At 63.7% G+C, this 26,885-nt stretch carries 20 protein-coding genes and 2 pseudogenes; 15 read left to right on the top strand and 7 right to left on the bottom strand.

Annotated elements, in window-relative coordinates:
* Positions 1–164 precede the first annotated feature (164 nt).
* Positions 165–1,211 carry a class I SAM-dependent methyltransferase gene (locus ACIPZ5_RS09575; RefSeq protein WP_313712686.1) on the bottom strand — a complete coding sequence of 349 codons (1,047 nt, stop codon included), beginning with the start codon at positions 1,209–1,211 and terminating at the stop codon, positions 165–167.
* Positions 1,212–1,741: 530 nt separating this feature from the next.
* Between ACIPZ5_RS09575 and ACIPZ5_RS09570 the strand changes: the two genes are divergently transcribed.
* The 9 genes from ACIPZ5_RS09570 (at position 1,742) to ACIPZ5_RS09530 (ending at position 12,030) form a co-directional block, all read left to right on the top strand.
* Complete coding sequence (locus tag ACIPZ5_RS09570) at positions 1,742–3,070, top strand: UDP-glucose dehydrogenase family protein (RefSeq protein WP_400808056.1); 1,329 nt, start codon at positions 1,742–1,744, stop codon at positions 3,068–3,070.
* Complete coding sequence (locus tag ACIPZ5_RS09565; RefSeq protein ID WP_343597005.1) at positions 3,067–4,041, top strand: NAD-dependent epimerase; 975 nt, start codon at positions 3,067–3,069, stop codon at positions 4,039–4,041. The genes ACIPZ5_RS09570 and ACIPZ5_RS09565 overlap by 4 nt, the downstream gene beginning before the upstream one ends.
* 35 nt (positions 4,042–4,076) lie before the next feature.
* Positions 4,077–4,820 carry a glycosyltransferase family 2 protein gene (locus tag ACIPZ5_RS09560; protein ID WP_400808053.1) on the top strand — a complete coding sequence of 248 codons (744 nt, stop codon included), beginning with the start codon at positions 4,077–4,079 and terminating at the stop codon, positions 4,818–4,820.
* Positions 4,817–5,089: a lipid-A-disaccharide synthase N-terminal domain-containing protein gene (locus ACIPZ5_RS09555; RefSeq protein ID WP_261940314.1), complete on the top strand. Its 273-nt coding sequence runs from the start codon at positions 4,817–4,819 to the stop codon at positions 5,087–5,089. The genes ACIPZ5_RS09560 and ACIPZ5_RS09555 overlap by 4 nt, the downstream gene beginning before the upstream one ends.
* 3 nt (positions 5,090–5,092) lie before the next feature.
* Positions 5,093–6,649: an ArnT family glycosyltransferase gene (locus ACIPZ5_RS09550; protein ID WP_400808051.1), complete on the top strand. Its 1,557-nt coding sequence runs from the start codon at positions 5,093–5,095 to the stop codon at positions 6,647–6,649.
* A complete protein-coding gene (locus tag ACIPZ5_RS09545) occupies positions 6,646–7,608 on the top strand; it encodes an SdiA-regulated domain-containing protein (protein ID WP_400808048.1) in 963 nt (320 codons plus the stop codon). Before ACIPZ5_RS09550 ends, ACIPZ5_RS09545 begins: the two co-directional genes overlap by 4 nt.
* 91 nt (positions 7,609–7,699) lie before the next feature.
* Positions 7,700–8,920 (top strand): putative DNA modification/repair radical SAM protein, encoded by a 1,221-nt coding sequence (locus ACIPZ5_RS09540; protein ID WP_400808046.1) that lies wholly within the window; start codon positions 7,700–7,702, stop codon positions 8,918–8,920.
* A complete protein-coding gene (locus ACIPZ5_RS09535; RefSeq protein ID WP_400808044.1) occupies positions 8,911–9,750 on the top strand; it encodes a TIGR03915 family putative DNA repair protein in 840 nt (279 codons plus the stop codon). Before ACIPZ5_RS09540 ends, ACIPZ5_RS09535 begins: the two co-directional genes overlap by 10 nt.
* Positions 9,751–9,873: 123 nt before the next feature.
* The gene (locus ACIPZ5_RS09530) at positions 9,874–12,030 is read left to right on the top strand and encodes a TonB-dependent siderophore receptor (protein ID WP_400808041.1); all 2,157 of its coding nucleotides are present in this window, start codon (positions 9,874–9,876) and stop codon (positions 12,028–12,030) included.
* A gap of 7 nt (positions 12,031–12,037) precedes the next feature.
* Here the strand turns inward: ACIPZ5_RS09530 and ACIPZ5_RS09525 are convergent, their stop codons facing one another.
* Positions 12,038–12,889, bottom strand: coding sequence for a type 1 glutamine amidotransferase domain-containing protein (locus tag ACIPZ5_RS09525; RefSeq protein WP_400808038.1), 852 nt, complete (start codon positions 12,887–12,889; stop codon positions 12,038–12,040).
* 97 nt (positions 12,890–12,986) lie between these two features.
* Here ACIPZ5_RS09525 and ACIPZ5_RS09520 point away from each other — a divergent pair, with 97 nt between their 5' ends.
* The gene (locus tag ACIPZ5_RS09520) at positions 12,987–13,925 is read left to right on the top strand and encodes a LysR family transcriptional regulator (RefSeq protein WP_400808035.1); all 939 of its coding nucleotides are present in this window, start codon (positions 12,987–12,989) and stop codon (positions 13,923–13,925) included.
* On the opposite strand, the pseudogene ACIPZ5_RS09515 reads toward ACIPZ5_RS09520, so the two are convergent.
* A pseudogene (locus ACIPZ5_RS09515) lies at positions 13,912–14,568 on the bottom strand (OprD family outer membrane porin); the annotation flags it as partial. The gene ACIPZ5_RS09520 and the pseudogene ACIPZ5_RS09515 overlap by 14 nt on opposite strands.
* On the opposite strand from ACIPZ5_RS09515, the gene ACIPZ5_RS09510 reads away from it, so the two are divergent.
* The 4 genes from ACIPZ5_RS09510 to ACIPZ5_RS09495 all read left to right on the top strand — a co-directional run bounded on the left by ACIPZ5_RS09510 (position 14,561) and on the right by ACIPZ5_RS09495 (position 18,401).
* On the top strand, positions 14,561–14,701 hold the full coding sequence (locus ACIPZ5_RS09510; protein WP_343597159.1) for a hypothetical protein: 141 nt from the start codon (positions 14,561–14,563) through the stop codon (positions 14,699–14,701). The pseudogene ACIPZ5_RS09515 and the gene ACIPZ5_RS09510 overlap by 8 nt on opposite strands.
* Before the next feature lie 121 nt (positions 14,702–14,822).
* The gene (gene treS, locus ACIPZ5_RS09505; protein WP_400808032.1) at positions 14,823–16,889 is read left to right on the top strand and encodes a maltose alpha-D-glucosyltransferase; all 2,067 of its coding nucleotides are present in this window, start codon (positions 14,823–14,825) and stop codon (positions 16,887–16,889) included.
* A 174-nt stretch (positions 16,890–17,063) separates the two neighbouring features.
* Positions 17,064–17,690, top strand: coding sequence for a riboflavin synthase subunit alpha (locus tag ACIPZ5_RS09500; protein ID WP_400808030.1), 627 nt, complete (start codon positions 17,064–17,066; stop codon positions 17,688–17,690).
* Between the two features lie 9 nt (positions 17,691–17,699).
* The gene (locus ACIPZ5_RS09495) at positions 17,700–18,401 is read left to right on the top strand and encodes a YoaK family protein (protein ID WP_400808027.1); all 702 of its coding nucleotides are present in this window, start codon (positions 17,700–17,702) and stop codon (positions 18,399–18,401) included.
* A gap of 3 nt (positions 18,402–18,404) precedes the next feature.
* Here the strand turns inward: ACIPZ5_RS09495 and proP are convergent, their stop codons facing one another.
* From proP to ACIPZ5_RS09480, 3 genes are all read right to left on the bottom strand, one after another.
* The gene (gene proP, locus ACIPZ5_RS09490) at positions 18,405–19,907 is read right to left on the bottom strand and encodes a glycine betaine/L-proline transporter ProP (RefSeq protein ID WP_261940323.1); all 1,503 of its coding nucleotides are present in this window, start codon (positions 19,905–19,907) and stop codon (positions 18,405–18,407) included.
* 330 nt (positions 19,908–20,237) lie between these two features.
* A complete protein-coding gene (gene hemB / locus ACIPZ5_RS09485) occupies positions 20,238–21,212 on the bottom strand; it encodes a porphobilinogen synthase (RefSeq protein ID WP_027916845.1) in 975 nt (324 codons plus the stop codon).
* 223 nt (positions 21,213–21,435) lie between these two features.
* Positions 21,436–21,642: a hypothetical protein gene (locus ACIPZ5_RS09480; protein WP_400808024.1), complete on the bottom strand. Its 207-nt coding sequence runs from the start codon at positions 21,640–21,642 to the stop codon at positions 21,436–21,438.
* Positions 21,643–21,754: 112 nt separating this feature from the next.
* Between ACIPZ5_RS09480 and ACIPZ5_RS09475 the strand changes: the two are divergent.
* Positions 21,755–21,865, top strand: a pseudogene (locus ACIPZ5_RS09475) (TetR/AcrR family transcriptional regulator); the annotation flags it as partial.
* Positions 21,866–21,892: 27 nt separating this feature from the next.
* On the opposite strand, the gene ACIPZ5_RS09470 reads toward ACIPZ5_RS09475, so the two are convergent.
* Entirely contained in the window at positions 21,893–26,251 is a 4,359-nt protein-coding gene (locus tag ACIPZ5_RS09470; RefSeq protein ID WP_400808601.1) for a S8 family serine peptidase, read from the bottom strand.
* Between the last annotated feature and the right edge of the window lie 634 nt (positions 26,252–26,885).

Below are 26,885 nucleotides of genomic sequence, written 5' to 3'. Positions count from 1 at the left end.
TGAACCTGTGGGAGCGGGCTTGCCCCGCGAAGAGGCCGGCACAAGCAGCACAAGACAGTTGCTCCCACAAGACCTGCACAGCCCTTGAAGGCGATGCTATCCCTGTGGGAGCGGGTTTATCGAGGCGTCGAACCGCCGCGAAGAGGCCAGTACAGAAATACACTCTATTTCCTGGCCTCCAGGATCAGGTTGAACGGCGTCTGCGTCGCCCGCCGGAACTGCGTGAATCCGGCCTCCTCGAACACCGCCCGCAGGCGCGCCTCCCCGGCTTGAGCGCCCAATCCCAGCCCCACTTCCTGGGACAACGAGTTAGGCGTGCAGATGAACGTCGACGCCGCATAGAACAAGCGCCCGACCGGCGTCAGGTTGCCCTCCAGCGAATCCTCGGCATAAGGCTCCACCAGCATCACTGTGCCGTCAGCTTTCAACGCCCGGTAGGCATGCTTCGCCGCACCCACCGGGTCGCCCATGTCATGCAGGCAATCAAAGAAGCACACCAGGTCATGATCATGCCCCGGGTAGTCCTTGGCCGACGCCTGCTGGAAGCTCACCCGCCCCGCCAGCCCGGCCTCGCGCGCGCGTTCGCTGGCCGTGGCAATGGACGGTGCGTGATAGTCGTAGCCTGTGAAGCTAGACGCTGGAAACGCCTGCGCCAGGACCAGGGTCGAGGCGCCATGGCCACAACCGACATCGGCTACTTTGGCCCCGGCCTGCAGCTTGGCCACCACGCCTTCGAGTGCCGGCAACCAGTCCGCGACCAGGAAGGTGCGGTAACCGGGCCGGAAGAAACGCTCGGTGCCACTGAACATGCACGGGTGATGGTCACCCCAGGCCAGCCCGCCGTCGCCGCGCATCGCCGCCACCAGCTTGTCCTTGTCATGGAACAGTGCGGCGATGACCGCCGCGCCACCGGCCATGTAGGCCGGCGAGTCTTCCAACGCCAGGGTCATGGCCTGCTCCTCGGGCAGAACGAACGTGCCCTTGTCATGCACCATGTAGCCAGAGGCCGCCTGAGCATTGAGCCATTCACGCACCAGCCGTGGGTGGCAACCGGTCTTTGCTGCCAGCGCCTCGGGGCTGGTCGGCTGGCTGTCGGCCATGGCCCGGTACAGGCCAAGCTCATCGCCGAGGATCACATTGGCCAGGGTCGCTGCAGCGCCCATGTCACCAACCAGCTTGCCCATGAATTCATGAAGCCTTGCCTCGTCCATGACCTGCCCTCCTCTGCAAGAAGGCCACCGTCGACGAAGAAGTCCGGTTCGAGGGGAGCGGTGGTCAGTGGGATGAATGGATGTATATCCGTTAACAGTCTAGCCCCTCGGCAAATTTCGCGTGCGTTCAAACAACCTATTGGCATTCACTGCCATACAACTGATATCGCTTAGTGCAACTTATCCTAAGAAAACCCACGCACATTCTGGCACTTCGCAAGTTGCTGTCTATGCTATCGCTCTGTGCCAACCCTTCCCGGGGTTTCGAACACGTCATGTTTTGACCCTCCCAACTTCCAGGCCTGCGCCAGGCGTTTTTTTGTGCGCGCAGAACATGCGTTTGCCTTTTATTTGCAACGCAAACGTGTGCGGGTGCAGGCGACCTTCTACATCGGGCTCAAGTAACAAAATTTACACAAAAATGTGACATTTTTTTTCAGCTTTTTCGCCAAGGATCTCTGCGGCCAAAACTCAGGCACCTGCGCAAGCAGGGGGTACTGCCCGTACAGGTTCACACCATGGAGCTTTGAATGAAGGTTACGGTTTTCGGTACCGGCTATGTCGGCCTTACCCAGGCGGTATGCCTGGCTCAGGTGGGCCACTCGGTGCTATGCATGGATATCAACGCCGAGCGGGTGGCGGCGCTCAGCGAAGGGCATTGCCCGATCTTCGAGCCCGGCCTAGCGCCGCTGCTGGAGAAAAACCTGGCCTGCGGCCGCTTGCGTTTCACTACCGACGCCCGTGAAGCAGTGCAACACGCCAGATTGCACTTCATCGCCGTTGGCACCCCGCCTCAGGCCGATGGCAGCGCCGACATGCGCTTTGTGTTCAACGTGGTCGACAGCATTCTCGAACACGCCGATGGCCCGAAAGTCATCGTCAACAAATCCACCTCGCCGGTCGGCACGGTAGACCGCATCAAGGCACGCATCGGCCAGGCCGTGGCCGACGCAGAAAGCTACCAGGTCATCAGCAACCCCGAATTCCTCAAGGAAGGTTCGGCAGTGGATGACTGCATGCGCCCGGACCGCATCATCATCGGCGGCGCCCTGCCGGCAGAGGTCGAACTGCTGCGCGAGCTGTACCAGCCGTTCAGCCGCAACCGCGAGAAAATCATGGTCATGGACGCGCGCAGCGCCGAACTGACCAAGTACGCCGCCAACAGCATGCTGGCGACCAAGATTTCGTTCATCAACGAAATCGCCAACCTGGCCGAGCACCTGGGTGCCGACATCGAAATGGTCCGCCGCGGCATCGGCTCGGACCCGCGCATCGGCTACGACTTCATCTACCCCGGCTGCGGTTTTGGCGGCTCCTGCTTCCCCAAGGACTTACAGGCGCTGCGCAAGACAGCCGAGGCCGAAGGCTTCGAGCCACTGCTGCTGGGCGCCGTGGAGGCGGTCAACCAGCGGCAGAAGAGCCGGCTGTTCAGCAAGATCCAGCGCCACTACCCAGGCGGCCTGCGCGGCAAGGTGTTCGCCGTGTGGGGGCTTTCGTTCAAACCCAACACCGATGACATCCGCGAAGCCTCCAGCCTGGTATTGCTCGAAGCGCTGTGGGCCGCTGGCGCCAGGGTGCAGGCCCACGACCCGCAAGCCATGGACGAGATCCAGCGGCACTACGGCACGCGCCCCGATCTGCAGCTGGTACCGTGCAAGGACGACGCCCTGGTGGGTGCCGATGCCCTGGTGATCGTCACCGAGTGGCAAGACTACCGCGTGCTGAACCTGGACAGTGTGCCGCAGCTACTGGCTGACCGCGTGGTGTTCGACGGCCGCAACCTGTTCGAACCCGAGCACATGGCCGCAGCCGGTCTCACGTATTACGCCATCGGCCGTGGCCAGGTGAAACAACCATGACCGTCCTGATCACCGGCGCGGCCGGATTCATCGGTTTCCACCTGGCGCGCCGCCTGTGCGAAGCGGGCATCGAAGTGGTGGGCATCGACAATCTCAATGCCTACTACAGCGTCGAGCTCAAACTCGCGCGCCTGCAGCAGTTGCTCGCCTACCCCAACTTTCGCTTCCAGACGGTCGACATCGCCAACGCTGCCGATATGCAGCAACTGTTTGCCGGGCAGGCGTTCAGCGAGGTGATCCACCTGGCAGCGCAGGCGGGTGTGCGCTACTCGCTGGACAACCCCGCCGTCTATGGGCAATCCAACCTGACCGGTTTTCTCAACCTCCTCGAAGCCTGCCGTCAGCACCCACCGCGTCACCTGATCTATGCCTCCAGCAGCTCGGTGTACGGCGCCAATACCAAGCAGCCGTTCAGCATCGATGACCCTGTCGAGCAACCGATTTCGCTGTATGCCGCCAGCAAGCGCGCCAACGAGCTGATGGCGCACAGCTACGCGCACCTGTACCAGCTGCCGATCACCGGCCTGCGCTTCTTCACCGTCTATGGCCCGTGGGGCCGCCCCGACATGGCGCTGTTCAAGTTCACCCGGGCGATGCTCGACGGCAAGCCGATCGAGATCTACAACCACGGCCAGATGGCGCGCGACTTCACCTACATCGACGACATCGTCGAAAGCATCGTGCGCCTGCGCCAGAAGCCGCCACGGGCTGATGCCGGGCAACCACCCTGCCAGCTGTTCAACATCGGTCGCGGCCAGCCGGTGCGCCTGCTGGCATTTGTCGAGTGCCTGGAGAACGCGCTGGGCATCAAGGCCCAACGCGAGTACCTGCCCTTGCAGGCAGGTGACGTGCTGGAAACCTGGGCGGATGTGGACTCACTGACGCGCTGGATCGACTTTTCGCCGAGCACTCCGCTGGAGCACGGCGTCGCCGCGTTCGTTGGCTGGTACCGGGACTTCTACCGGGTTTGAACCACGCAATCACTACAAGAACACAGGTAGCCTCGATGACTGATTCACTTGACCTCTCGGTACTGATCCCCGCCAAGAATGAGGTCGACAACCTGCCGGCATTGCTGGCGGAAATCCGCACGGCACTGGTCGCTGAACACTATGAAGTGCTGGTGGTCGACGACGGCAGCACGGACCAGACGCTCAACATGCTGCGCCAGCTCAAACAGCAAGGCTTTACCCAGTTACGCATCCTGCGCCACGACCGCTCGCTGGGTCAGAGCACCTCCATCTGGCACGCTGCCCAAGCTGCCCGCGGCCGTTGGCTGGCCACCCTTGACGGCGACGGCCAGAACGACCCGGCCGACATCCCCGGCATGCTCGCCCTGGTGCGTGGCAACGAAGACCTCGGCGGCGGCATCAAGCTGGTGGCCGGGCACCGCGTCAACCGCCGCGATACCGCCAGCAAGCGCTGGGCCTCGCGCTTTGCCAACGGCCTGCGCAGCCGCCTGCTCAAGGACGCCACCCCGGACACCGGCTGCGGCCTGAAGCTGATCGAGCGCGACGCCTTCCTGCGCCTGCCCTATTTCGACCACATGCACCGCTACATCCCGGCGCTGATCCTGCGCCACAAGGGCCGCATGCTGGTGCACCCGGTGAACCATCGCCCGCGCCATGCCGGGGTGTCCAAGTACGGCAACCTGGACCGTGCCCTGGTCGGCATCCTCGACCTGGTCGGGGTCTGGTGGCTGATCCGCCGCACGCGCCTCGACACCCAACCACAGGAGCTCGAAGGATGACCCGCGAAACCCTCTGGCTGATCATCGGCTTCGCCGGTCAGGTCGTGTTCACCGGCCGCTTCGTCCTGCAGTGGCTGTACAGCGAATTCAAGCGGCGCAGCGTGATCCCGGTGGGTTTCTGGTACCTGAGCATGCTCGGCAGCGCCCTGTTGCTGATCTACGCCATCTACCGCGAGGACCCGGTGTTCATCATCGGCCAGTCGTTCGGCCTGGTGGTCTACCTGCGCAACCTGCAATTGATTGCCCGAAACAAAGAGCAGAAGGAATAGCCCTTGCCAAGGTTCAAGACGCTTGGGGCCGAACGCCTGGCCCTGGTTTTACTCGCGGTGCTGCTGGTCGGTGCCGGTATCGGCTGGCGCCAGCCGATGAACGTCGATGAGGAACGCTTCCTCGGCGTGGCCCTGGAAATGCTCCAGAGCGGCAACTGGTTCATCCCCCACCGCGCGGCGGAAATCTACGGCGACAAGCCACCGTTGTTCATGTGGACCGTGGCCCTGTTCAGCTACCTGACGGGTTCGCCGAAAATCGCCCTCTACCTGCCAGGGCTGATGTCCGCGGCGACCATCACCCTGGTGCTGCATGACCTGGGGCGGCGCCTGTGGACCCGGCGCATCGGCGTGATTGCCGCGCTGCTGTTCCTGGCGACCTACCAGAGCTACAGCATCCTGCGTACCGGGCAGATCGACAGTTTCCTGTGCCTGTGGGTGGCGCTGGGCCTCTACGGCATGGTCCGCCATCTGCTGCTGGGGCCGGCCTGGGGTTGGTTCTACCTGGCCTGCGCGGCCATGGGCCTTGGCATCATCAGCAAGGGCGTGGGCTTTGTCCCGGCGCTGATGCTGCTGCCCTACGCCTGGGCCGTGCGCAAGGGCTGGCGCGGGGTGGTGGCCTACCCGGGCCAGGGTGGGCGCTGGAGCCTGGGTTTCGTCTGGCTGCTGGCAGGCTGCGCGGTGTGGCTGCTGCCGCTGCTGATGTCGATCGCCCACGGCGGTGGTGCGGCGGAACTGGCCTACCTGAAGGAGATTCTCCTGCGCCAGACCGCCAACCGTTATGCCAATGCCTGGGATCATCGCGAGCCCTTCTGGTATTTCTTCGTCAAGGTCATCCCGCAGTACTGGCTGCCACTGATCCTGGCCTTGCCATGGCTGGTCCCGGCCTGGCGCCGGCAACTGCAAAAGCGTGATGGGCGCTTCCTGCTGCTGCTTGGCTGGGTCGCCCTGGTGCTGCTGTTCTTCAGCCTCAGCAGCGGCAAGCGCAAGCTCTACATTTTCCCGGCCCTGCCCGGGCTGGTGCTGGCCATCGCCCCGCTGGTGCCCTGGCTGCTCAAACGCTGGTTGCAGCGCCGTCCCGGCTGGAGCAAAGCATTCACCGCCATTGCCCTGGCCTGGTTCTGCCTGTGGTTCGCACGCGGTTTCGTCGAGCCCCTGAAGGAAGGCCGCAACCCGCACGAAACCTTGATGAGCGAAGCCGCACGCGCCACCGGCGGCGCCGAGCTGGTACTGGTCAACTGGCGCGAAGGGCACTGGCTGTTTGCCCGTCAACCCATCGTCCATTTCGGTTTCGCCAACCAGTCCAAGCCCGAGACGGCGGTGTACTGGTTACGCCAAAACCCCACGGCCTTTGCCCTGATTCCGGCAACGGAACTGGGCCGTTGCTTCAACGCCGACAAGGCTCACCGGCTGGGCGATACCTCGCGCGCCGAGTGGTATGTGGTCGGCGCCGATGCCGACAACGGCCAATGCCAGCCGGCGCTACCACCACAGGTCTACCACTTCGCCTGGAACAATAGGGCCGGGAATCTGCAAACCGCAGCACAGGGACTCGCACAATGACTACCCAGACCTTGCCAGCCCCACGCCGGCACCTGTGGAGACGTTTGAACCGCTGGGGCCAGATCAGCGCACTGGTGGTGCTGTTGGCCATGGCCCTGGTGGGCATCGAAGCCGCGCGCTCGTTCTGGCCGCAGCAACTCTTCGCGCACCTGAGCAACCGCTGGACCGGTGACACCGCGCCCGGGCAGAACGTCTGGCTGCCGGCCTTCAAGCTGAGGATCGACGCCAAGGTGGTGGAGCCAAGCCTGACCAACCTGTCCGGCATCACTTATGACTACGACCGCGACCGGCTGCTGGCGATCACCAATGGTGTGCCCATGGAGCTGCTGGAGCTGAGCAAGGACGGCGACCTCCTGGCGCGCTACCCACTGGTGGACTTCGAAGATACCGAAGGCCTGGCGTACCTGGGCAATGGCCGCCTGGCCATCAGCGACGAGCAGATGCAACGGCTGGACGTGATCACCCTGCCCGACCACCCGCAGCCGATTCACGCCAGCGAGGCACAGTGGATCACCCTCGACATCAACCCGACCCACCGCAACAAGGGCTTCGAGGGGGTGACCTACGACCGCCAGCACGATCGCCTGTTCGCCATCAAGGAGCGCGACCCGCGGCAGCTGTTCACCATCACCGGCATGCTCACGGCGCTCAGCGGCGGCCCCCTGCAGTTGACGGTCAGCGACCGCCGCGACTGGGTCAAGCGCAGCGTGTACGCCACCGACCTGTCCGACGGCTACTACGACCCGCGCACCGGTCACCTGCTGGTGCTCAGCGACCAGTCGAAGAACATCACCGAGCTCGATGGCGATGGCCGCTTCGTCAGCATCCGTTCGTTGCGTGCCTGGCTCGGTGGGTTGCAGCATGACGCCCCGCAGCCCGAAGGCATGACCATGGACAGCGCCGGCAACCTCTATGTCGTCAGCGAGCCGAACCTGTTCTACCGCTTCAGCAAGCCCTGAAGTCAGGCCTGTCGACCTTTCGCCTCGGGGCGCTTGCAAAAGCACAAGTCTCGAAATACTGTATGAATAATCAGTATTTCGAGACAGCCCCATGCAGCTCATCGCCAAACTCGGCATTCTCGCCGATGCCGCCAAGTACGATGCCTCATGCGCCAGCAGTGGCGCACCGAAACGCAGCTCGCGCGGCAGCGATGGCCTGGGCGCGACCGATGGCATGGGCATCTGCCACAGCTACACCCCCGATGGCCGCTGTGTGTCGCTGCTCAAGGTGCTGCTGACCAACTTCTGCCTGTATGACTGCCAGTACTGCGTCAACCGCCGTTCCAGCAACGTGCCGCGGGCCCGTTTCAGCCCCGAGGAAGTGGTGCGCCTGACCCTGGACTTCTACCGGCGCAACTGCATCAGTGGCCTGTTCCTAAGCTCCGGCATCATCCGCTCGGCCGACTACACCATGGAGCAGCTGATCCGCGTGGCGCGCCTGCTGCGGGAAGAACACAACTTCCGTGGCTACATCCATCTCAAGACCATACCCGACGCCGACCCGCTGCTGATCGAAGAGGCCGGGCGCCTGGCCGACCGCCTCAGCGTCAACATCGAGTTGCCCACCGATGCCAGCCTCAAGCGCCTGGCCCCGGAAAAGCAGGCACATACCATCCGCCAGGCCATGGGCGTGATCCACCAGGGCCAGCAGGCCGTGGCCGGTGAACCGAAAGCGCCGCGTTTCACCCCGGCCGGGCAAAGCACCCAGGTGATCGTCGGCGCCGATGCCACCGACGACAGCACCCTGCTGCGCAACGCCGAGTCGCTATATCAGGGTTATGGGCTCAAACGCGTGTACTACTCGGCCTTCAGCCCGATCCCCGACAGCCCTGGCAGCGTGCCCCTGGCCGCCCCGCCACTGCTGCGCGAACACCGCCTGTACCAGGCCGACTTCCTGCTGCGTGGCTATGGCTACAAGGCCGGTGAGCTGCTCGGCGAGGCCGGCAACCTGGCACTGGACATCGACCCCAAGCTGGCCTGGGCACTGGCCAACCGCGAGGTGTTTCCGCTGGATGTGAACCGCGCCGAGCCGGCGCTGCTGGCGCGCATCCCCGGCATCGGCCTGCGCAGCGTGCAACGGCTGGTGGCACTGCGCCGCGAGCGACGCGTGCGCTACGACGACCTGATCCAGCTGCGCTGCGTGCTGGACAAGGCACGGCCGTTCATCATCACCAGCGATTACCGCCCCGCCGATGGCGAGTTGCGCAGCGGCTTGCTCAGGGCGCGCCTGCGCGAACCTCAGGCGCCGCAGCAAATGGGGCTGTGGGGGTGATTGCGCTCGATTGCGATGACCAGTTCGGCACTTGGCGCAACCAGGCCCGTACCTTGCTCGGCCACGGTATCGACCCCGCCGACGTGACCTGGGCGCAAGGCCCTATCCAGGACCTGCTGGCCCTGCCCACACCCTTGCCCGAAGGCCCTGGCCCATTCCGCGCCAAGGTGCCCGCCACGCTGCTGACGCAACTGGAGCAAGCCGCACGCTACCGCGGCGAGCAACGCTGGAACCTGCTGTATGAAGTGCTCTGGCGCGTGGCCCACGGCGACCGTACGGCCATGCTGGCGGGTGACCGCCTGGGCAGCGAATTGCAGCGGCGTATCAAGCAGGTCAGCCGCGAGGCGCACCATCTGCATGCGTTCGTACGTTTCGTGCCGCTGCCCGAGGCGCTGGCCGAGCAGTTGCAGCTGGACCTGGTGGCTTACCACGAACCCGCCCACGACATCCTGGAGAGCGCCAGCACGCACTTCGCCGACCGCCTCGGGCGCCAGCGCTGGCTGATCGCGACGCCACAGGACGGCATCCGCTTCGATGGCCAGGCTTTCGAATATCAGCGCCGTTGCCCTGACGATTGGCGGCAATGGGCACAAAATGCCGAAGACCCCGGTGCCGAACTGTGGCGTACCTATTACCGGCATACCTTCAACCCGGCCCGGCTCAACCCCGACGCGCTGCGCCTGCACATGCCGGGGCGGTTCTGGCGACACCTGCCGGAGGGGATGCTGATTCCGCAGCTGGAAGGCCTGGCGCGGCAAGGCAAGCAACGCGACGGGCAGGCGCTGGAGGTGGCCAGCCAGCGTGGCAAGCGGATTACCCGTTCCGGGTGATTTGTGAAAATTTTGTAATGGATTTGGCATACCACCTTCCCAAGGCGCGACACATCCTGACAAACTGATTGCTAACGATTCTCATATTTACTTGCATTAGCAATCATCAGGAGCCCACCCGTCATGTTGTCGCCCCTCGCGCACACGCGCCCCCTGCCCGCCCGCAACCTGCTCGCCATGGCCATCTGCATGGCCGTTGTCACGCCAGCCGTAGCCGAAGATACCCCCACCACACTGGAACTGGGCGCCACCGAAATCAGCTCGGACGCGTTGGGCAGCACCACCGAGGGCTCGGGCTCCTACACCACCGGCTCCATGTCCACCGCAACCAAGCTGCCACTGAGCATGCGTGAAACGCCCCAGGCGGTGACCGTCATCACCCGCCAGCGCATGGACGACCAGGCCATGACCAGCATCAATGACGTGGTCAAGGCCACGCCCGGCCTGTTCCTCGACTACTCCAGCGGCCCGGGCCGGCAGAGCTACTCCTCGCGCGGTTTCAACATCGACAACCTGATGTACGACGGCATCCCCAGCGGCTATACCGGCTGGGTGGTCGGCGCCCAGCCGAACCTGGCGATGTTCGACCGGGTCGAGGTGGTGCGCGGCGCCACCGGCCTGGTCACCGGTGCCGGCAACCCGTCGGCAGCCATCAACCTGGTGCGCAAGCGCCCACTGGCCGAGCAGAAGGTCACCCTGACCGGCGCCGCCGGTAGCTGGGACGACTACCGCGGCGAGATCGATGCCTCCAGCCCGCTAAATGACAGCGGCACCCTGCGCGGACGCGTGGTGGCGTCCTACCGCGACGCCAACAGCTTTGTCGATGATGTCGAGGAAGACCATGGCCTGTTCTATGCGGTGACCGAGGCGGATCTCTCCGATGACACCAGCCTGATGCTTGGTTTCTCGCACCAGAAGGACAAGACCAACTACTTCTGGGGCGCCATGCCCACCGCCCTCGACGGCCACCACATGGGCTTCTCGCGCTCCTACAACCCGGGCACCGACTGGGAGAACAAGGACCAGGAGATCAACACCCTGTTCGCCGAATTGCGCCATCGCCTGGCCAATGACTGGACGCTGCAGCTCAACGCCAACTATGCGCAACAGGATGCGACCTTCACCGGGTCCTACCAGTCGCGCTGGGCTGGCCTGCAGGCACCGCTGCAACGCACGGTCTACCAGTCCAGGCATCAGGAAAACCAGGCCGGCCTGGACGGCTTCGTCAGCGGCCCGTTCGAGCTGCTCGGGCGCACCCACGAACTGGTGGTAGGTGCCAGTAAGCGCATCTACGACATGGACACCCGCAACTACAGCCCGTACGACATGTACTGGCCGCTCAATGGCGGTAAACCGAACTTCGTACACACCGACAACCAGCGTGAAGTCACCACCCAGGATGGCGTGTACCTGACCACCCGGCTGAACCTGGCCGACCCGCTCAAGCTCATCCTCGGCGGGCGCCTGGACTGGTACGACTATGACAACCGTGATGGCGACGGCGATTACAAGGTCACCCGCAACGTCACCAAGTATGCCGGCCTGATCTACGACCTGGACGACCACCACTCGGTGTACGTGAGCTACAGCGACATCTTCACCCCGCAAAGCTCCAAGGACACCTCCGGCACCCCGGTGAAACCGATCGTGGGCAAGAACTATGAGGTCGGCATCAAGGGCGAATACTTCGACGGCGCGCTCAATGCCAGCATCGCGCTGTTCCGCATCGACCAGGAAAACCGTGCCACCCAGGTGTTCGTCGCGAACTGCCCGCAGACTTCCTGCTACGAAGCTTCGGGCGAAGTGCGCAGCCAGGGCATCGACATGGAACTGCAAGGCGCGCTGACGCCAAACTGGCAGATCGGTGGCGGCTATACCTATGCCCGCGCGCACACCATCAAGGACGCCGCCAACCCCGCCAATGTCAACCAGCGCTTCGATACCGACACCCCGGAGCACATGTTCAAGCTGAACACCGTGTACCACTTCCAGGGCCCGCTGGAGAAGCTGCGGGTCGGTGGCAACATTTCCTGGCAGAGCCGCATCTACAACGACTTCACCGTGGCCGATGGCAGTGAGTACAGGCTGGCCCAGGGTGCCTATGCGGTCACCGACCTGATGGCCGGCTACCGGGTCAGTCAGCATCTCGACCTGCAACTCAACGCCAACAACGTGTTCGACCGCAAGTACTATTCGGCCGTCGCCAGTTCGGTGGACTACGGTGGCGATACCTGGGGGGCGCCACGTAATCTGATGATGACGGCCAAATACAGCTTCTAGCGTTGCCTCAGTCGGCCTGCTGATGCTCAGCCAGCTTCTCCAGCAACGCCTTGGCCAGTGCCTTGTCGGAGAACGGGTTCTGCCCGGTGATCAGTTCACGATCCACCAGCACATGAGGCTGCCAGGCTTGGGCGTAGGTCATGTGACCGCCCGCTCCGGCCATGGCCTTGGCCGGATAGAACTGCAGGCGCTGCGGCTTGAGCGAAGCTTCGAACACCTGCTCTTCCGGGTCGGAGAAGATGGTCATCCGATAACCCTGGTAAACCCAGTCATCGGCCGCCGGCTGCTCGCCACGCGTCAGGGCGGCCCGGTAGCTGGCTGGGTCGCGTTGCGCCGACAGCAGCGCGATGGGCCCGTGGCAGATAGCGGCGGTAGGCTTGCCGGCCTGATGGAAGTGCCGCAGTAAAGCCCCGACATCAGGGTTGTTGGCCAGGTCGATCAGTGGTGCATGGCCACCGGGAATGAACAAACCGGCATAGCGGTCAAGGTCACCGGCCAGCACCTGCTTCACCGACAAGGTGTCGTTGATGCCCGGCAGGCCCTTCACGACCTGCTCGATGCGCCGCATTTCCGTGGCGTCGCCAGCAAAGTACTGGGGATCGATCGAGCGCACGTCCACGCTTGGCGCATTACCCTTGGGCGTGACCAGCACCAGCTTGTAGCCAGCCTTGAGCAACTGGTCGGCGGGCACACCGAATTCATTGAGGTAGTAACCCGTCGGGTAGCGCTTGCCATCCTGCAACATCAAACTGTTTTCACTGGACAGCAGCACCAGCACTTCGCCTTTCGGCGCGGCATGGGCAGCGGCGGTAAGCAATGCGCCAGTCACCGCCAGCACCAGCGAGGTCGTCTTGTTCATCAGGTTTTACCTATCGAGTCATGAGGGAACTGGGCCCATCCTAATCAGGCAGCTATGATTCGATAATTCGAAAGCTTTTATTTCTGTGATCCATAAAATGAATATCGCTAGCAAGGATCTCAACCTGCTGTACCTGTTCCACGTGCTGTATCAGGAACGCAACGCCACACTGGCGGCCGCGCGCATGGCCCTGAGCCAGCCAGCCTTGAGCCACAAGCTCAACAAGTTGCGGCACCAGTTTGGCGACCCGCTATTTGTGCGCGCCCCACGTGGCCTGGCGGCAACCCCACGTGCCCATGAACTGGCTCCCGAAGTGCAGCGCCTGGTCGAAGGCCTGGCCGCCTTCTATGAACGGTGCGACGGCCAGGACTTTCTCGCCCGCCCTGCCCGCCTGCACGTGTACAGCACCGATTTCATGGAGCAGACCCTGCTGCCCAGGCTCTTGCCAGTCCTGCGCCGCCAAGCGCCAAACCTGGTGTTGATCACCCACAACACCCGCGGCCAGTTGCCGCGCGAAGCCCTGGAAAAGGGGACCTGCGACCTGGCCATCGCAGGCTTCTACACCGACCTGCCAGACACCTTCCATCAGCAACGCCTGCTCAGCGAGGATTTCGTGGTGCTGGCATCGCGCAGCAACCCGCGCCTGACGCAGGGGCTCGACCTTGAGGCCTTCCTGGCCTGCGACCACCTGCTGACCACGCTCACCGGCGACCTCGATTGCTTGGTGGACCGCGCCCTGCGCGCTGCTGGCCACAGTCGACGGATAGTGGCCGGCTTGTCGAGTTTCCTCGCGCCGACACGGCTCGTTCGCGGCACCGACCTGCTGCTCACCTGCCTGCGCTCGGTCGCCGAAGAAGCCGCCGAACGTGACACAGATTTGTGCATGTACGCCTTGCCCCTGGCCCTGCCCAAGGTCGAAGTGATGCAAATCTGGCATGAGCGGACCCATGCCGATCCGTTGCGGCAGTGGTTTCGTCAACAACTGCAGGCCGCTGCACGGACTGACGCCAACCCGGCTGCCATCACCAGAGCCTGACGGTATAGTCCACATTGACCCGCAGTTCGTTGTCATCGCGGTGGCTCGCCCCCGCCGCGAAGTCATTGCGATACCAGGCATGGCGCAGGCGCAGCGTCACGCCTTTGAACGTGCCCTGCTGCACGGCGTACGACAGCTCCACATCCTTCTCGTTCTCGCTCAGCCCACTGCCACCCAGATGCGCCAGTTCGATGTTGTCGCCACGCACGTAGCGCAGCATGCCCTTGAGCCCCGGCACGCCGAACGGCGCGAAGTCCTGGTCGAACTTGACCTGCCAACTGCGCTCTCTGGGGTTGATGAACTCCGAGCTGAGCGTACCTTCGGTGATCACCAGCGGCTCGGTGCCGTACAGGTACGGCATGGCGGTGTCGCCGTCCAGGCGCATGTAGCCGGCCCCGAGGCTGTGACTGGCCCAGGCGTAGGTCAGCATCAGCGCGGTGTTGCGGTTGTCGACCTTGCCGGCCTTGGCTGCGCCGTCCTCACCGGCGACGAACAGGCGAAAATCGCTTTTCAGGCGGCCCGCACCCAGCGCGCGGTCGTCGACGAAGCCGAAGTAGTCCTTGCGGTACATCTGGTCCAGTTCGGCATGGTAGTAGCGCAACGTCAACGCGTCGGACCAGGCGTAGTCGCCCCCCATGAATGTGGAGTGCCTGAACCTGGAGTATGTGGCCAAGGCAATGAGTATCGAGCAGGCGGTGGCGAAGCACCTGCCAGCGCTGCAGCGGTTCGCCGGGCGGATCGACCAGCTGTTGCGTGAGCGCCAGGAAGATACTTGATCGCAGGCCAGGCCTCTTCGCGGGTTTACCCGCTAAGAGGACGACACACGCTTCAGCCGAACGATCGGCCGACAATGCCGTCATAACTTGGGCCGGTGCCGCCACGCAAAGAGGACGCGAAATGACCCAGCCCGATCCGTCATACGTCAAATGGCTTGAAGACCGCTCGATGCTCAAGGCCTCGCAGGAGCGGGCTCGCCTGTACTCCGGCCAGTCGCGCCTGTGGCAGAACCCCTACGCCGAAGCCCAGCCACGCCGCGCCACCGAGATTGCCTCGGTGTGGCTGACCGTCTACCCCGACGCAATCATCGCCCCCGAAGGCAGCTCGGTACTGGCGGCGTTGGGCCATGAAGCGCTGTGGAAGCGCCTGTCGGAGATCGGCGTGCAAGGTATGCACACCGGCCCGATCAAGCAATCCGGCGGCGTGCGCGGGCGTGACTTCACGCCCAGCATCGACGGCAACTTCGACCGCATCAGCTTCGATATCGACCCGCTGTACGGCTCCGAGCAGGAACTGGTTCAGATGAGCCGCATGGCCGCCGCGCACAATGCCGTGACCATCGACGACCTGATCCCCTCGCATACCGGCAAGGGCGCCGACTTCCGCCTGGCCGAGCTGGCCCACGGCGCCTACCCAGGGCTCTACCACATGGTCGAGATCCGCGAGGAAGACTGGCCGCTGCTGCCCGAAGTGCCTGCGGGCCGGGATGCGGTCAACCTCGCGCCGGCACTGTGCGACGAGCTGAAGCAACGCCACTACATCGTCGGCCAGTTGCAGCGGGTGATCTTCTTCGAACCCGGGGTCAAGGAAACCGACTGGAGCGCCACCGCGCCGATCACCGGGGTCGACGGCAAGACCCGGCGCTGGGTGTACCTGCACTACTTCAAGGAAGGCCAGCCGTCACTGAACTGGCTCGACCCCAGTTTTGCGGCCCAACAGATGATCATCGGCGACGCCCTGCACGCGCTGGACTGCCTGGGCGCCCGCGGCCTGCGCCTGGATGCCAACGGCTTTCTCGGCGTGGAGACCCGCGCCAGCGACAGCGCCTGGTCCGAAAGCCACCCGCTGTCGATCGTCGGCAACCAGCTGATTGGCGGCATGATCCGCAAGGCTGGCGGCTTCAGCTTCCAGGAACTGAACCTGACCCTCGACGACATCGCACAGATGTCCAAGGGCGGCGCCGACCTGTCCTACGACTTCATTACCCGCCCCGCCTGCCAGCATGCCCTGCTGACCGGTGACACCGAATTCCTGCGCCTGATGCTCAAGGAAATGCACGCCTTCGGCATCGACCCGGCGTCGTTGATCCACGCCCTGCAGAACCACGACGAACTGACCGTCGAGCTGGTGCACTTCTGGACCCTGCACGCCCACGACATGTACCTGTACAAGGGCCAGACCTTGCCCGGCGGCATCCTCCGTGAACACATCCGCGAGGACATCTATGAACGCCTGTCGGGTGAGCATGCGCCTTACAACCTGCGCTTCGTCACCAACGGCATCGCCTGCACCACGGCCAGCCTGATCACCGCGGCGCTGGGCATTCGCGACCTTGAACGGATCAGCCCGGCGGACATCGCGCTGATCCAGAAGGTGCACCTGCTGCTGGTGATGTACAACGCCATGCAACCGGGCGTGGTCGCGCTGTCCGGCTGGGACATGGTCGGCGCCCTGCCGCTGCCGGCCGAGGCGGTGGCCGAGCGCATGGTCGATGGCGATACCCGCTGGATCCACCGGGGTGGCTACGACCTGGCCGGGCTCGCCCCAGAGGCAGAAGCATCGGTGCGTGGCATGCCGCGAGCCCGCGCGTTGTATGGCAGCCTCGACAGCCAGCTGGATAACCCCGCGTCGTTCGCCAGCCAGGTGAAGAAACTGCTTGCCGTGCGCCAGGCCTACGGCATCGCCACCAGCCGCCAGGTGCTGGTCCCCGACGTCCGCAGCCCGGGGTTGCTGGTGATGGTGCATGAACTGCCATCCGGGCGTGGCATCCAGATCAGTGCCTTGAACTTCGGCCAGGAGGTGATTGCCGAGGAGCTGCAATTGACCGGCTTCACCCCAGGGCCGGTGGTGGACATGATCAATGAAACCGTCGAGGGCGACCTGACCGAGGATGGACGCTTGATGGTCAACCTCGAACCTTATGAAGCCCTTTGCCTGAGGATCGTCAACAGCAGTGGGCATGTCTGAAACCTGTATCGGCCTGTTCGCGGGCAAGCCCGCTCCCACAGGATTTTCACTTGCCTTGAAGGCTGCGCCGTACCTGTGGGAGCAGGTTTACCCGCGAACAGGCCGGTCTTGCAATTAATGCTCCACGGGCATAGTTTCCTGATGTTTTCCCTCTTTGTGCCCAGGAGCAACTCCATGTACACCGGCATCGTCCAGGCCGTCCGCCCTCTGCTTGATGTGACCAGCTACCCGGGCCACAACCAGTTCACCATCGACCTCACCGCCGAACTGCTCGATGATTTGAAGATCGGCGCCAGCGTCAGTGTCGAAGGCACCTGCCTGTCGGTCACCGAAATCCAAGGCAGCCAGGTGAAGTTCGACGCCATGACCGCCACCCTCGAACGCACCAACCTGCGTAACTTCAAGGCCGGCCAAGGCGTGAACATCGAGCGCTCGGCGAAGATGAACGCCGAAGTCGGCGGCCACCTGATGGCCGGCCATATCGCCACCACTGCCGAGATCGTCGAGCTGTCGATCAAGGAAACCGGCGCCTTCATCACCTTCCGCATGCCACCTGAATGGGGCAAGTACGTATTCCCGCGCGGCTTCATCGGGGTCAACGGCTGCAGCCTGACCGTCGCCGATGTCGAGGACAACGTGGTGACCATCAACCTGATCCCGGAAACCCTGCGCCAGACCACCTTCGCCAGCTACAGGCCCGGCGAGCTGCTGAACATCGAAGTGGACCACCAGACCATGGTCCTGGTGGACGTGGTGGAGCGCACGATCAAAAGTACGCTTGCCCGCGAAATGCCGCGCTAAAGCCTGCGCATGCTGCCCAACGCCCTCCCCGCGCGCACCGCCAGGCGCCTGCGCCTGCAGGTTTTGCGTGGCCGCGTCGGCCTTGGCCTGGTCGCCGGGCTATCGGTGCTGGCCGGCATGACCGACGCCATCGGCCTGCTGGCGCTGGGTGATTTCGTCTCGTTCATGAGCGGCAACACCACGCGCCTGGCGGTGGCCATCAGCCAGGCAGACCTGGCCCTGGTGCTGCGCCTGAGCGGCGCGGTGCTGGGCTTCGTCGCTGGCAACGCGCTGGGCGTGCTGCTGGCCCGCGGCTTTCACCGCCGGGCCTGGCCGGTGCTGCTGGTGGTGGCCGGGCTGCTGGCCTGCGCCGCGAGCTGGCCGTTCGCCGCAACGTTCCCGGCGCTGCTGGCCGCCACCCTGGCCATGGGCATGATCAATGCCGTGGTGGAACAGGTGAACGGCCTGCCCATCGGCCTGACCTACGTCACCGGCGCCCTGTCGCGCTTCGGCCGCGGCCTGGGGCGCTGGCTGCTGGGCGAACAGCGCAACGGCTGGCGGGTGCAACTGGTGCCTTGGGCCGGCATGCTGCTGGGCGCCGCCCTCGGTGCCTGGTTGCAACAGCATCTGGGGTTGCAGGCCATGGCGGGCAGTAGTGCCCTGGCCTGCCTGCTGGCGCTGGTGTCGCGGTTCATCCCACGTTCGTGGCAGCGCGGCTACATGCCGCGCTGAGCCTCACTCGATGCGCGGGTGCTGTTGCACCAGCAACTGGCGCTTGGCCTCGAGCTCGGCGATCTGCGCGTCGATGTCTTCGATCTTCTGCTCGATGTTGTCGTGGTGCTCCTGCAGCAGTTCGCGCGCTTCTTCGATGTCCGACGCCGCCGGCGCTGCGCCACGCAGCGGCTTGTTGGCGGTTTCCTTCATGGTCAGGCCGGTGACCAGGCCGACCACGGCAATCACCATCAGGTAGTACGCCGGCATGTACAGGTTGCCGCTGCTCTCCACCAGCCAGGCCGCGAGGGTCGGTGTCAGGCCGGCAATCAGCACCGAGATGTTGAAGGCACTGGCCAGGGCGCTGTAGCGGATGTGCGTGGGGAACATCGCCGGCAAGGTCGAGGCCATCACGCCGATGAAGAAGTTCAGCAGCACGGCGATGATCAGCAGGCCGGAGAAGATCAGCCCGAGCGCGCCGCTGTTGATCAGCATGAACGCCGGGATGGCCAGGGCGAACAGCCCGACGCTGCCTACCACGATGAACGGGCGCCGGCCGAATTTATCGCTCATCAGGCCAATGATGGGTTGCACGAACAGCATGCCGACCATGATCGCGATGATGATCAGCACGCCGTGATCTTCGCTGTAGTGCAGGTTGTGTGACAGGTAGCTGGGCATGTAGGTGAGCAGCATGTAGTAGGTGACGTTGGTGGCGATCACCACACCGATACAGGTCACCAGGCTGCGCCAGTGCTGGGTCGCGACCTCCTTGAACGACACCTTGGGCCCCGAGGCCAGGCCTTCGCGGTCACCCTGCTCGAGCTTGTCCACATGCTGCTGGAACGCCGGGGTTTCCTCCAGCGCATGGCGCAGGTAGAGGCCGATGATGCCCAGCGGCAAGGCCAGGAAGAACGGCAAGCGCCAGCCCCAATCCAGGAACTTCTCATCACCGAGCAGGGTGGAAATCAGCACCACCACCCCCGCCCCCAGCACAAAGCCGGCAATCGAGCCAAAGTCCAGCCAACTGCCAAGAAAGCCACGCTTGCGGTCCGGGGCGTACTCGGCGACGAAGATCGACGCCCCGGTGTACTCCCCGCCCACCGAGAAGCCCTGGGCCATCTTCGCCAGCAACAGCAGGATGGGCGCCCAGATACCGATCGAGGCGTAGGACGGTATCAGGCCGATGGCAAAGGTGCTGAGCGACATGATCACGATGGTCGCGGCAAGGATCTTCTGCCGCCCGAAGCGGTCGCCCAGGGCACCGAAGAACAGCCCGCCCAGCGGGCGGATAAGGAAGGGTACCGAGAAGGTGGCCAGCGCCGCGATCATCTGCACGCTGGGGTCGGCATTGGGGAAGAACACCTTGCCCAGGGCGAAGGCGACGAAGCCATACACGCCGAAGTCGAACCACTCCATGGCGTTGCCCAGTGCAGCGGCGGTGATCGCCTTGCGCATCTTGGCATCGTCGACGATGGTGATGTCTTTCAAGCCGATTGGCTGGACGTTTTTCTTGCGAGATTTCATGCCTGTATCCCTGTCGCTGAAGGCTCTAAGGGATCAGATACAAAGGGACACTAAATAATTCAGCGCTTACTTGTTTTTTCTTGTTAACGCGATCCCTGAGGAGCAGGCTTGCCCGCGAACACGGGCGAAGCCCGTTCCATCGATCGCGGTGTCTTCTTCGCGGGTAAACCCGCTCTCATAGAACTGCACATAACTCATTGAATTAGCAGGGACACTGTGGGAGTGGCTTTAGCCGCGAACACCGGCGCAGCCGGTGCCATGTACCGCGTTGGATTCTTCGCGGCTGAAGCCGCTCCCACAGGGCTGGGTGATCTCCCACAGCAAAAACGATCAGATCCCTTCGCGCGCCAGGTCCATGGCGAAGTAGGTCAGGATCAGGTCGGCACCGGCACGCTTGATCGCGCCAATGCTTTCACGCACCACCCGGCCCTCGTCGATGGCACCGGCCAGGCCGCCGAACTTGATCATCGCGTACTCGCCGCTCACCTGATACGCCGCCAGCGGCAGGCGCGAGGCGGCGCGGATGTCGGCGATCACATCGAGGTAGGCACCGGCCGGCTTGACCATCAGCACATCGGCCCCTTCCTGCTCGTCGAGCAGCGACTCGCGCACCGCTTCACGGCGGTTCATCGGGTTCATCTGGTAGCTCTTGCGGTCGCCCTTGAGCGCAGTACCGCCAGCTTCACGGAACGGGCCATACAGCGACGAAGCAAACTTGGTGGAATAGGCCATGATCGCAGTGTCGTGGAAGCCGGCACCGTCCAGCGCGCTACGAATGGCCTGCACCTGGCCGTCCATCGCCGCCGACGGGGCGATGAAGTCGGCGCCGGCGGCGGCGGCGATCACCGCCTGCTTGCCCAGGTTGGCCAGGGTGGCGTCGTTGTCCACGCCATGGTCGTGCAGCACGCCACAGTGGCCGTGGCTGGTGTATTCGCAGAAGCAGGTGTCGGACATCACCACCATTTCCGGCACGGTGTCCTTGCAGATGCGCGACATGCGCGCGACCAGGCCGTTCTCGTTCCAAGTGTCGCTGCCGGTGGCGTCCAGGTTGTGCGAAACGCCGAAGGTCATCACCGACTTGATACCGGCACGGGCATAGCGCTCGATTTCCTGTGCCAGCAATTTCTCCGGAATGCGGTTGACGCCCGGCATGCTGGTGATTGGCACGAAGTCATCGATGCCTTCCTCGACGAAGATCGGCAGGATCAGGTCTTCCAGGCGGAACTCGGTTTCCTGGAAGATCGTGCGCAGGGATTCGTTCTGGCGCAGACGGCGGGGACGAACGGAAGGGAAACGGTTGGACATGACAGCTCCAGGGCATTTTTAACGGCGTATACCTTATGCCTGTCGCGCGCCAGTGAAAAGGCCAGATGGCGAGATTCTGTCTTGCGTCAAAGGCAATAGCCTTTTTTTGCCTGTGCCGGCCTCTTCGCGGGTAAACCCGCTCCCACAGGTACAGCACCCGTCTTGAGCTTGTGGTGATCGTGTGGGAGCGGGTTTACCCGCGAAAAGGCCAGTACAGGAGAACTCAATCCACCAGCCGCGACGCCCCCACCTCGGCCGCCTGTCGGTCCAGCCCATGGGCCTCGAGAATCCGCGCAATCTCACCACTGCCATGCAACGCCCGGATGTTGGCATCCAGCGCCTTGCCCAGTTCGGTATTGCTCAGCATGTAGGGAATCGCCGTATGCCCCGGCTGCTCGGTCGCCTTCAGCCGCGGATCGGGCGCCGACACCTCTCGCGCCTTGATAGGCCCCCTTCCGCTGCGAGGCCACCGTTACCGCATGGCTGTCGATGCCCGCCTCGATGCGCCCGGACGCCAGGTCCTGGGCCAGGACCGCTGGTACCGGATGCGTTTCATACCGGAGTACCTGCGCACCTTTACCGGCGAGGAGCCGGCAGCACATGAGCTGGAACGCTTTTATCAGCGCAACGACTTTGTGCCGCCCTGCGCGTAAAGTGAACATTGGTTGGCTTGAGCTAGCTCATGCTGCTACGGCGATGGTCGATTCCCAGCGTTGCGGGGGCGCCTCGGCTAGCAGCTTGCTGCTGGCGGCCTCCGGGGCGAATGCCGCCATGGCGTCAACCAGGTTGGCAAGGTTGGGCAGCGCTGCGGGTGCCATGGCGGGCAAGCTCGCCGCTGCAGGTGGGGCGAAGATGAAGTCTTCGACCGTTACCTGGGCCAGCTCCAGTGCATCCAGGTACAGCAGTTTCACCGTGTTGTCCTGCCCCGCCACCGTCACACCGTGTATCTGGGCAAACCCGTTCAACTCGAAGCGCTCGTCCTTGGTGAGCTGCAAGTCTTCGTAGCGGCTGATGCCGGTCTGGCTCAGGTCGATCTTGTCGATACCGTGCCGGAAACCACGCACCGTGTTCTTGTAGTCAGTCACACCCTCCTGCTTGCCCACCACGAAGACACTGGGAGCAACACTTGCCGGGCCATAGATCGTGCCTTTCAGCGATGCGACAAACTGCCCCGAGGCATCTGACGTCAGTGACACACCTTCTGCCCCGCCACTGAGCAGTACGGTAGCGTCAGCAGGCCCTGGCGTCTGCCCTTCGGGGCTGCCATCGAAATATCCCGGCGCAGCAATCAGCGTGTCCAGGAAGCGGAAGTTGCTCGGCTGCAGTTCGGCAATGCCTCGATCGGCGAAGCGCAGCGTCTGCCCATTACCCAGATCGACCACGGCGGAAGTACCTTCCTGTCTCAGTTGCAAGTCGGTAAAGGCCTTGCTGCCAAAACCGATCAGGTCGACGACCTCTCGGGCCTGCTCGAACTGTTCGACCTCATCACGACCAGAGGCACGTTTGTGAATGACATAGCGATCAGTGCCGCTGCCGCCTTTGAGCAGGTTGTAACCACGTCCGCCATCGAGCCATGCACCGTCCACACCGGCAATGAGCGTGTCGTCTCCATCACCACCGATCAGGTTGTGCACCGCACCCGGGGCAATGGAGAGTGCGGTCCCGCCAATGCTGGCGATGCCACTGACCAGATCGACCGAAATACTGCGACTCAAAGCAGCGGCATTGAGGGTATTACGCCCCCCAGCGGTGCCGTTGACCACGTCGTCCAGCACAGCGCGCGCAGCATTCTGGGTCACGGCATCGGCGTAGTCATTGGTGTAGTAATAGACATCGTTGGCATTGCTGGGGCTGCCCACGACACGCAGTGCCCAGCGATCAAGCGTCAGCGGCAGCCCGTTGCTGGCATTGCTGACTTCCAGACGCCATTCGCCTGCGGAACGCTCACCGCGATGATGGGTCGACATGAATCCGTACTTGAACTCGCCTGAGCGTGAATTGCCCAAGTCATCATCACCCGAGCCCGGCGCCTTGCCGGCGCGGTCCAAGAGCACGCTGCGCGTTCCACCGGGAGACACCAGCGTGACGGTCATGTCGCCGAGCCGCCCGACCTGTGAGTGAATATCCACTTCGACATGCTCGACCAGGACCCCGGCCGCCATGTTCAAAGCGAACGTGCTGACCTCACCTGGTGCAATCAACTGCGCAAGCGCTTCGCTGTCGGCCGCCAGCTGCTGCTCATTGGCCTTGCTTGCCTGGCCAGCCCACGACTCGGCCAGGCGCACGGCGGCGCGAGCGTCGATCATGCCGAACCCGTAGTCGTGACTGGCACGCATGCCACCGCCATTCCAGTTGAGCCCGGCATTGTCGCGCCAAGCGGTAGCTGGGTCATCGACCTTGCGTGCGGACAGCGCCAGGATCTGCTGCACATCCCGGTAGCCAAGCGCCGGGTTGGCCTGCAGCATCAACGCCACCACACCTGAGACGATGGGCGCGGCAAAACTGGTGCCCTGAGTCGTGGCATAGGCACTGCCGACCTTGGCGCCACGCTCGGCCTCCAGGTTGATACCGCTGGACAGCACGTGGCTACCCGGTGCCGCCACCAGCAGGCTTGAACCGGGGTTGGAAAACGGCGCGCTGGCCACCTGCAGCACCGAAAGGTCTGCCTTGGCATTGACGGCTGCCACTTCGATGGCATGACGGCTGTTGTTGATCAGCGAACCTTGCGCACTGCCACCGTGCTCGCGCTGGTTGCCGCCCGAGGTGACAATGACGGTCCCCAGCCCGCCGCGCCCGTTGGTGGCGGCCAGCGTTGCGCTGAACGCCAGGGCCAGGGACGTGTCGACCCTGCCCTCGGGCACGTTGCCGATGGCGAAGTCGGTCCTGAAGCCCCAGCTGTGGTTGGCGATGTCGTAATTGACCATCTGCCCGAGGTTAGTCAGGTCATCGCCTTTGTTGGCCAGGTAGTGCCCACCGAGTTTCGCGTCGTAGGCAATGCCGATGCCGCCTTGATCATTGCGCGCGCCGACCATGACCCCCGCCACTTGCGTCGCATGGTTGGACGCGAGGGCTGGCAGTGTGCCCTTGCTGCGCTGAGTCTGCAGCCAGATGGGGTCGATGTTGGCTTGCAGGTCCGGGTGCTGGATGTCGAAGATCTCCGGCGCAACGGCAAATTCGCCCCCTGGCTCGAACTGGCCGATCCTCACGCCCTTGCCCGAGAAGTCACGCCACACCGGCTGAACGTCGATCTCATTGAGGTACCACTGGCGCGCTGCCAACGGGTCGACAGGCGACTGCTGGTGACGCAAGGTCACCGTGGCGCGCAAGGGGGCCGATGCGCCGCTGGCGAACTCTGTCACGCCCAGCGATGGGTTGCCGGCAGCATCGACAAGGTCGTAACGAAAGGTCACATCCGCATCATGGCCGGGCAACGGCGTGACTTCGACATCACCCTGCTCATTGAGCCGAACGGTCGCGCCTTTGCCGTCGCCGACCGAGGCGATCCGCAGCGGGCCAGTGCTATTGAGTAGCTGGTCATTGGCCAGCAGCACCGAGGCAGGAATGACCAGTGCAGCTGGCGTGGTGGTGAATGCCGCCAACTGTTCCGGGGCAAGCGTATCGCCAATCGGCAGTGCGCCGGGGCCCTGCAGGTCGACCGCCGCGATATCGGCGAAACTGAGTTTCTGAACATTGCTCAGGGTGAGGCTACCATCGCGCCCAGCCTGCCGATCGCTTACTTGATAGCCCGTCGCCGTGCGGGCAATCAGGTACTCATCGTGATTGCCATGCAAGGTGACGAGGTTGACCCCGCCTGCGCCGTCGATGGTGGCATTGCCGCGCCCAGCCTCGATGACGTCATCCGCCGCACCGCCCATGATCTGGTCTGCACCACCACCGGCATGAATGATGCTGCCAGCGGCCGAGGCCTGAATCCGATCGCCATTGGGGCCGGCATAAATCACTGCCTTGCCGGTACCACCGATGATGGTGTTACGACCCGTGCCCCCGACCAGCACATCATTGCCGCCGCCACCGATCAGCAGGCTGTTACCCGATCCGCCCTTGATGAAAACACCGCGCTGCCCGCCACTTACGATGACGTCCTTGCCACGCCCGCCCTGGGCAATGTTCAGCCCGGCTTCGGCCATGTTCAGGCCGACACCCTGCTCGCCGACGATCAGTGCAGTGTCACGCCCGCCGTTGCCACGGATGTTCGCCAACTGGTCAGTGGCGCTGATCACCAGCACATCGTCACCGGCGCCGCCCACATAGGTGTTGCTACCGGCGCCGCCAACCAGCCAGCTACCGCCCGGGGCGGCCTTGAGCACATCGTCTCCCGCCCCGCCCTGCACGGTATCCACGCCCAGCACGGCGGCATCGAGCTCGGTGCCTTGCGGGCTGTTGCTGATATAGGCACGGCGCGAGGTCGATCCGCTGATGGAGGTCAGCAAGGTGGCACCGTCTTGCTGCTCCACAAGATTGGCCACTGTGTCGGCGAGGTACTTCACTGCCAGCACTTCCCGTTCCACGCCATTGGCCATGAAAGCGCCGCGGGAGATGACTTCGTTACCGTGACGCACCTCGTTCACTGGCTGGACCTGACGCAGGTCGATCTGCGTGATGCCGTGTTCCGGCAATGTCTTGAGTTCACCGGCATCGGTTCGGCCATCATGGTTGGCATCGACCCACAGCTTCAACTGTGCCCATGCCGCATCTTCGGGGGTAATCAAACCATCGGCATTGGCATCGACGCTGGCCAGCGCGGCGAAACCATCCTTGAATGGCGCCTCACCCGGGGCGCCATTGCTGCCCGGCTGGCCGCCGAAGTATTCAGAGAACAGCTGGCGGATGCTGACGACCTGGCCACTGCCGTCGTCGTGCACCAGCATCCCGGTCTGCCGGTCGGCCCAGCCTGTACGCCGCAGCTGGCCGCTGTTGTCGACATCGAACAGCACTGCGTCCTCGATGCCGGTCAGCCCTGCGCCTTGGCCGCTAAGGTCGAACAGCAGCGGGTCGACGAAGGTGTTGACCGTGGTCATGGCGGCCAGGCCGTTCAGGACGGCGGCGTTGCGCAAGCTGAAGTCGGGCTGGTCAGCGCCATCCTGGTAGAACTGCGCCAAGTGCTGGTTGGGGCGCACGTTGGGGTCTACCTGCAGTTCACCGGGGCGGATGCCGCCCGTGGCCAGGCTGCCCAATTGGGCAGAGGTGAAGTCGGTGTTGTTCAGGGTGTTGTCGGTGAAAGCGATGCTGTGGGTCAGGCGGCGGTTGACGTAGCCGGCGGAGACGTCGTTGCGGATGTCGTCCTGGCCTTGCAGGTCGCGGCGGGATTCGGTGGTTGGGGTGATTTCGATCTGGATAGGTTGGGAAGGTGCGGGTTCATCTGATCGAATAAGGTCGGAAATCAAGCCGTAGATTCCATTTGCCGTGACGGCACCTACGCCCAGCACAACCGCCCCTAGTCCTCCAGGTGAATCGATCCTCGCTTTCCAAGATGCTGCTCTAGCACGTAAATCCTCAGGCGCCATCGCTGCAGAAAATGCAACGCTCGCATCAGTTCGAATCGCTAACAAGAGTTCCGAGCCAGGACTGCCTGCTGCGTCAAGTACACCTTCCCAATAGGTCTGCCGATTGTCGGGATGAAGCAGATCAAAAATGGTATTCAGCGTCCAAGCA

This window comes from Pseudomonas sp. NPDC089428 (assembly GCF_044749325.1).
Lineage (GTDB): Bacteria > Pseudomonadota > Gammaproteobacteria > Pseudomonadales > Pseudomonadaceae > Aquipseudomonas.
Note: the sequence above shows the minus strand (reverse complement) of the source record. Positions and strands in the feature narration are given on the sequence as shown.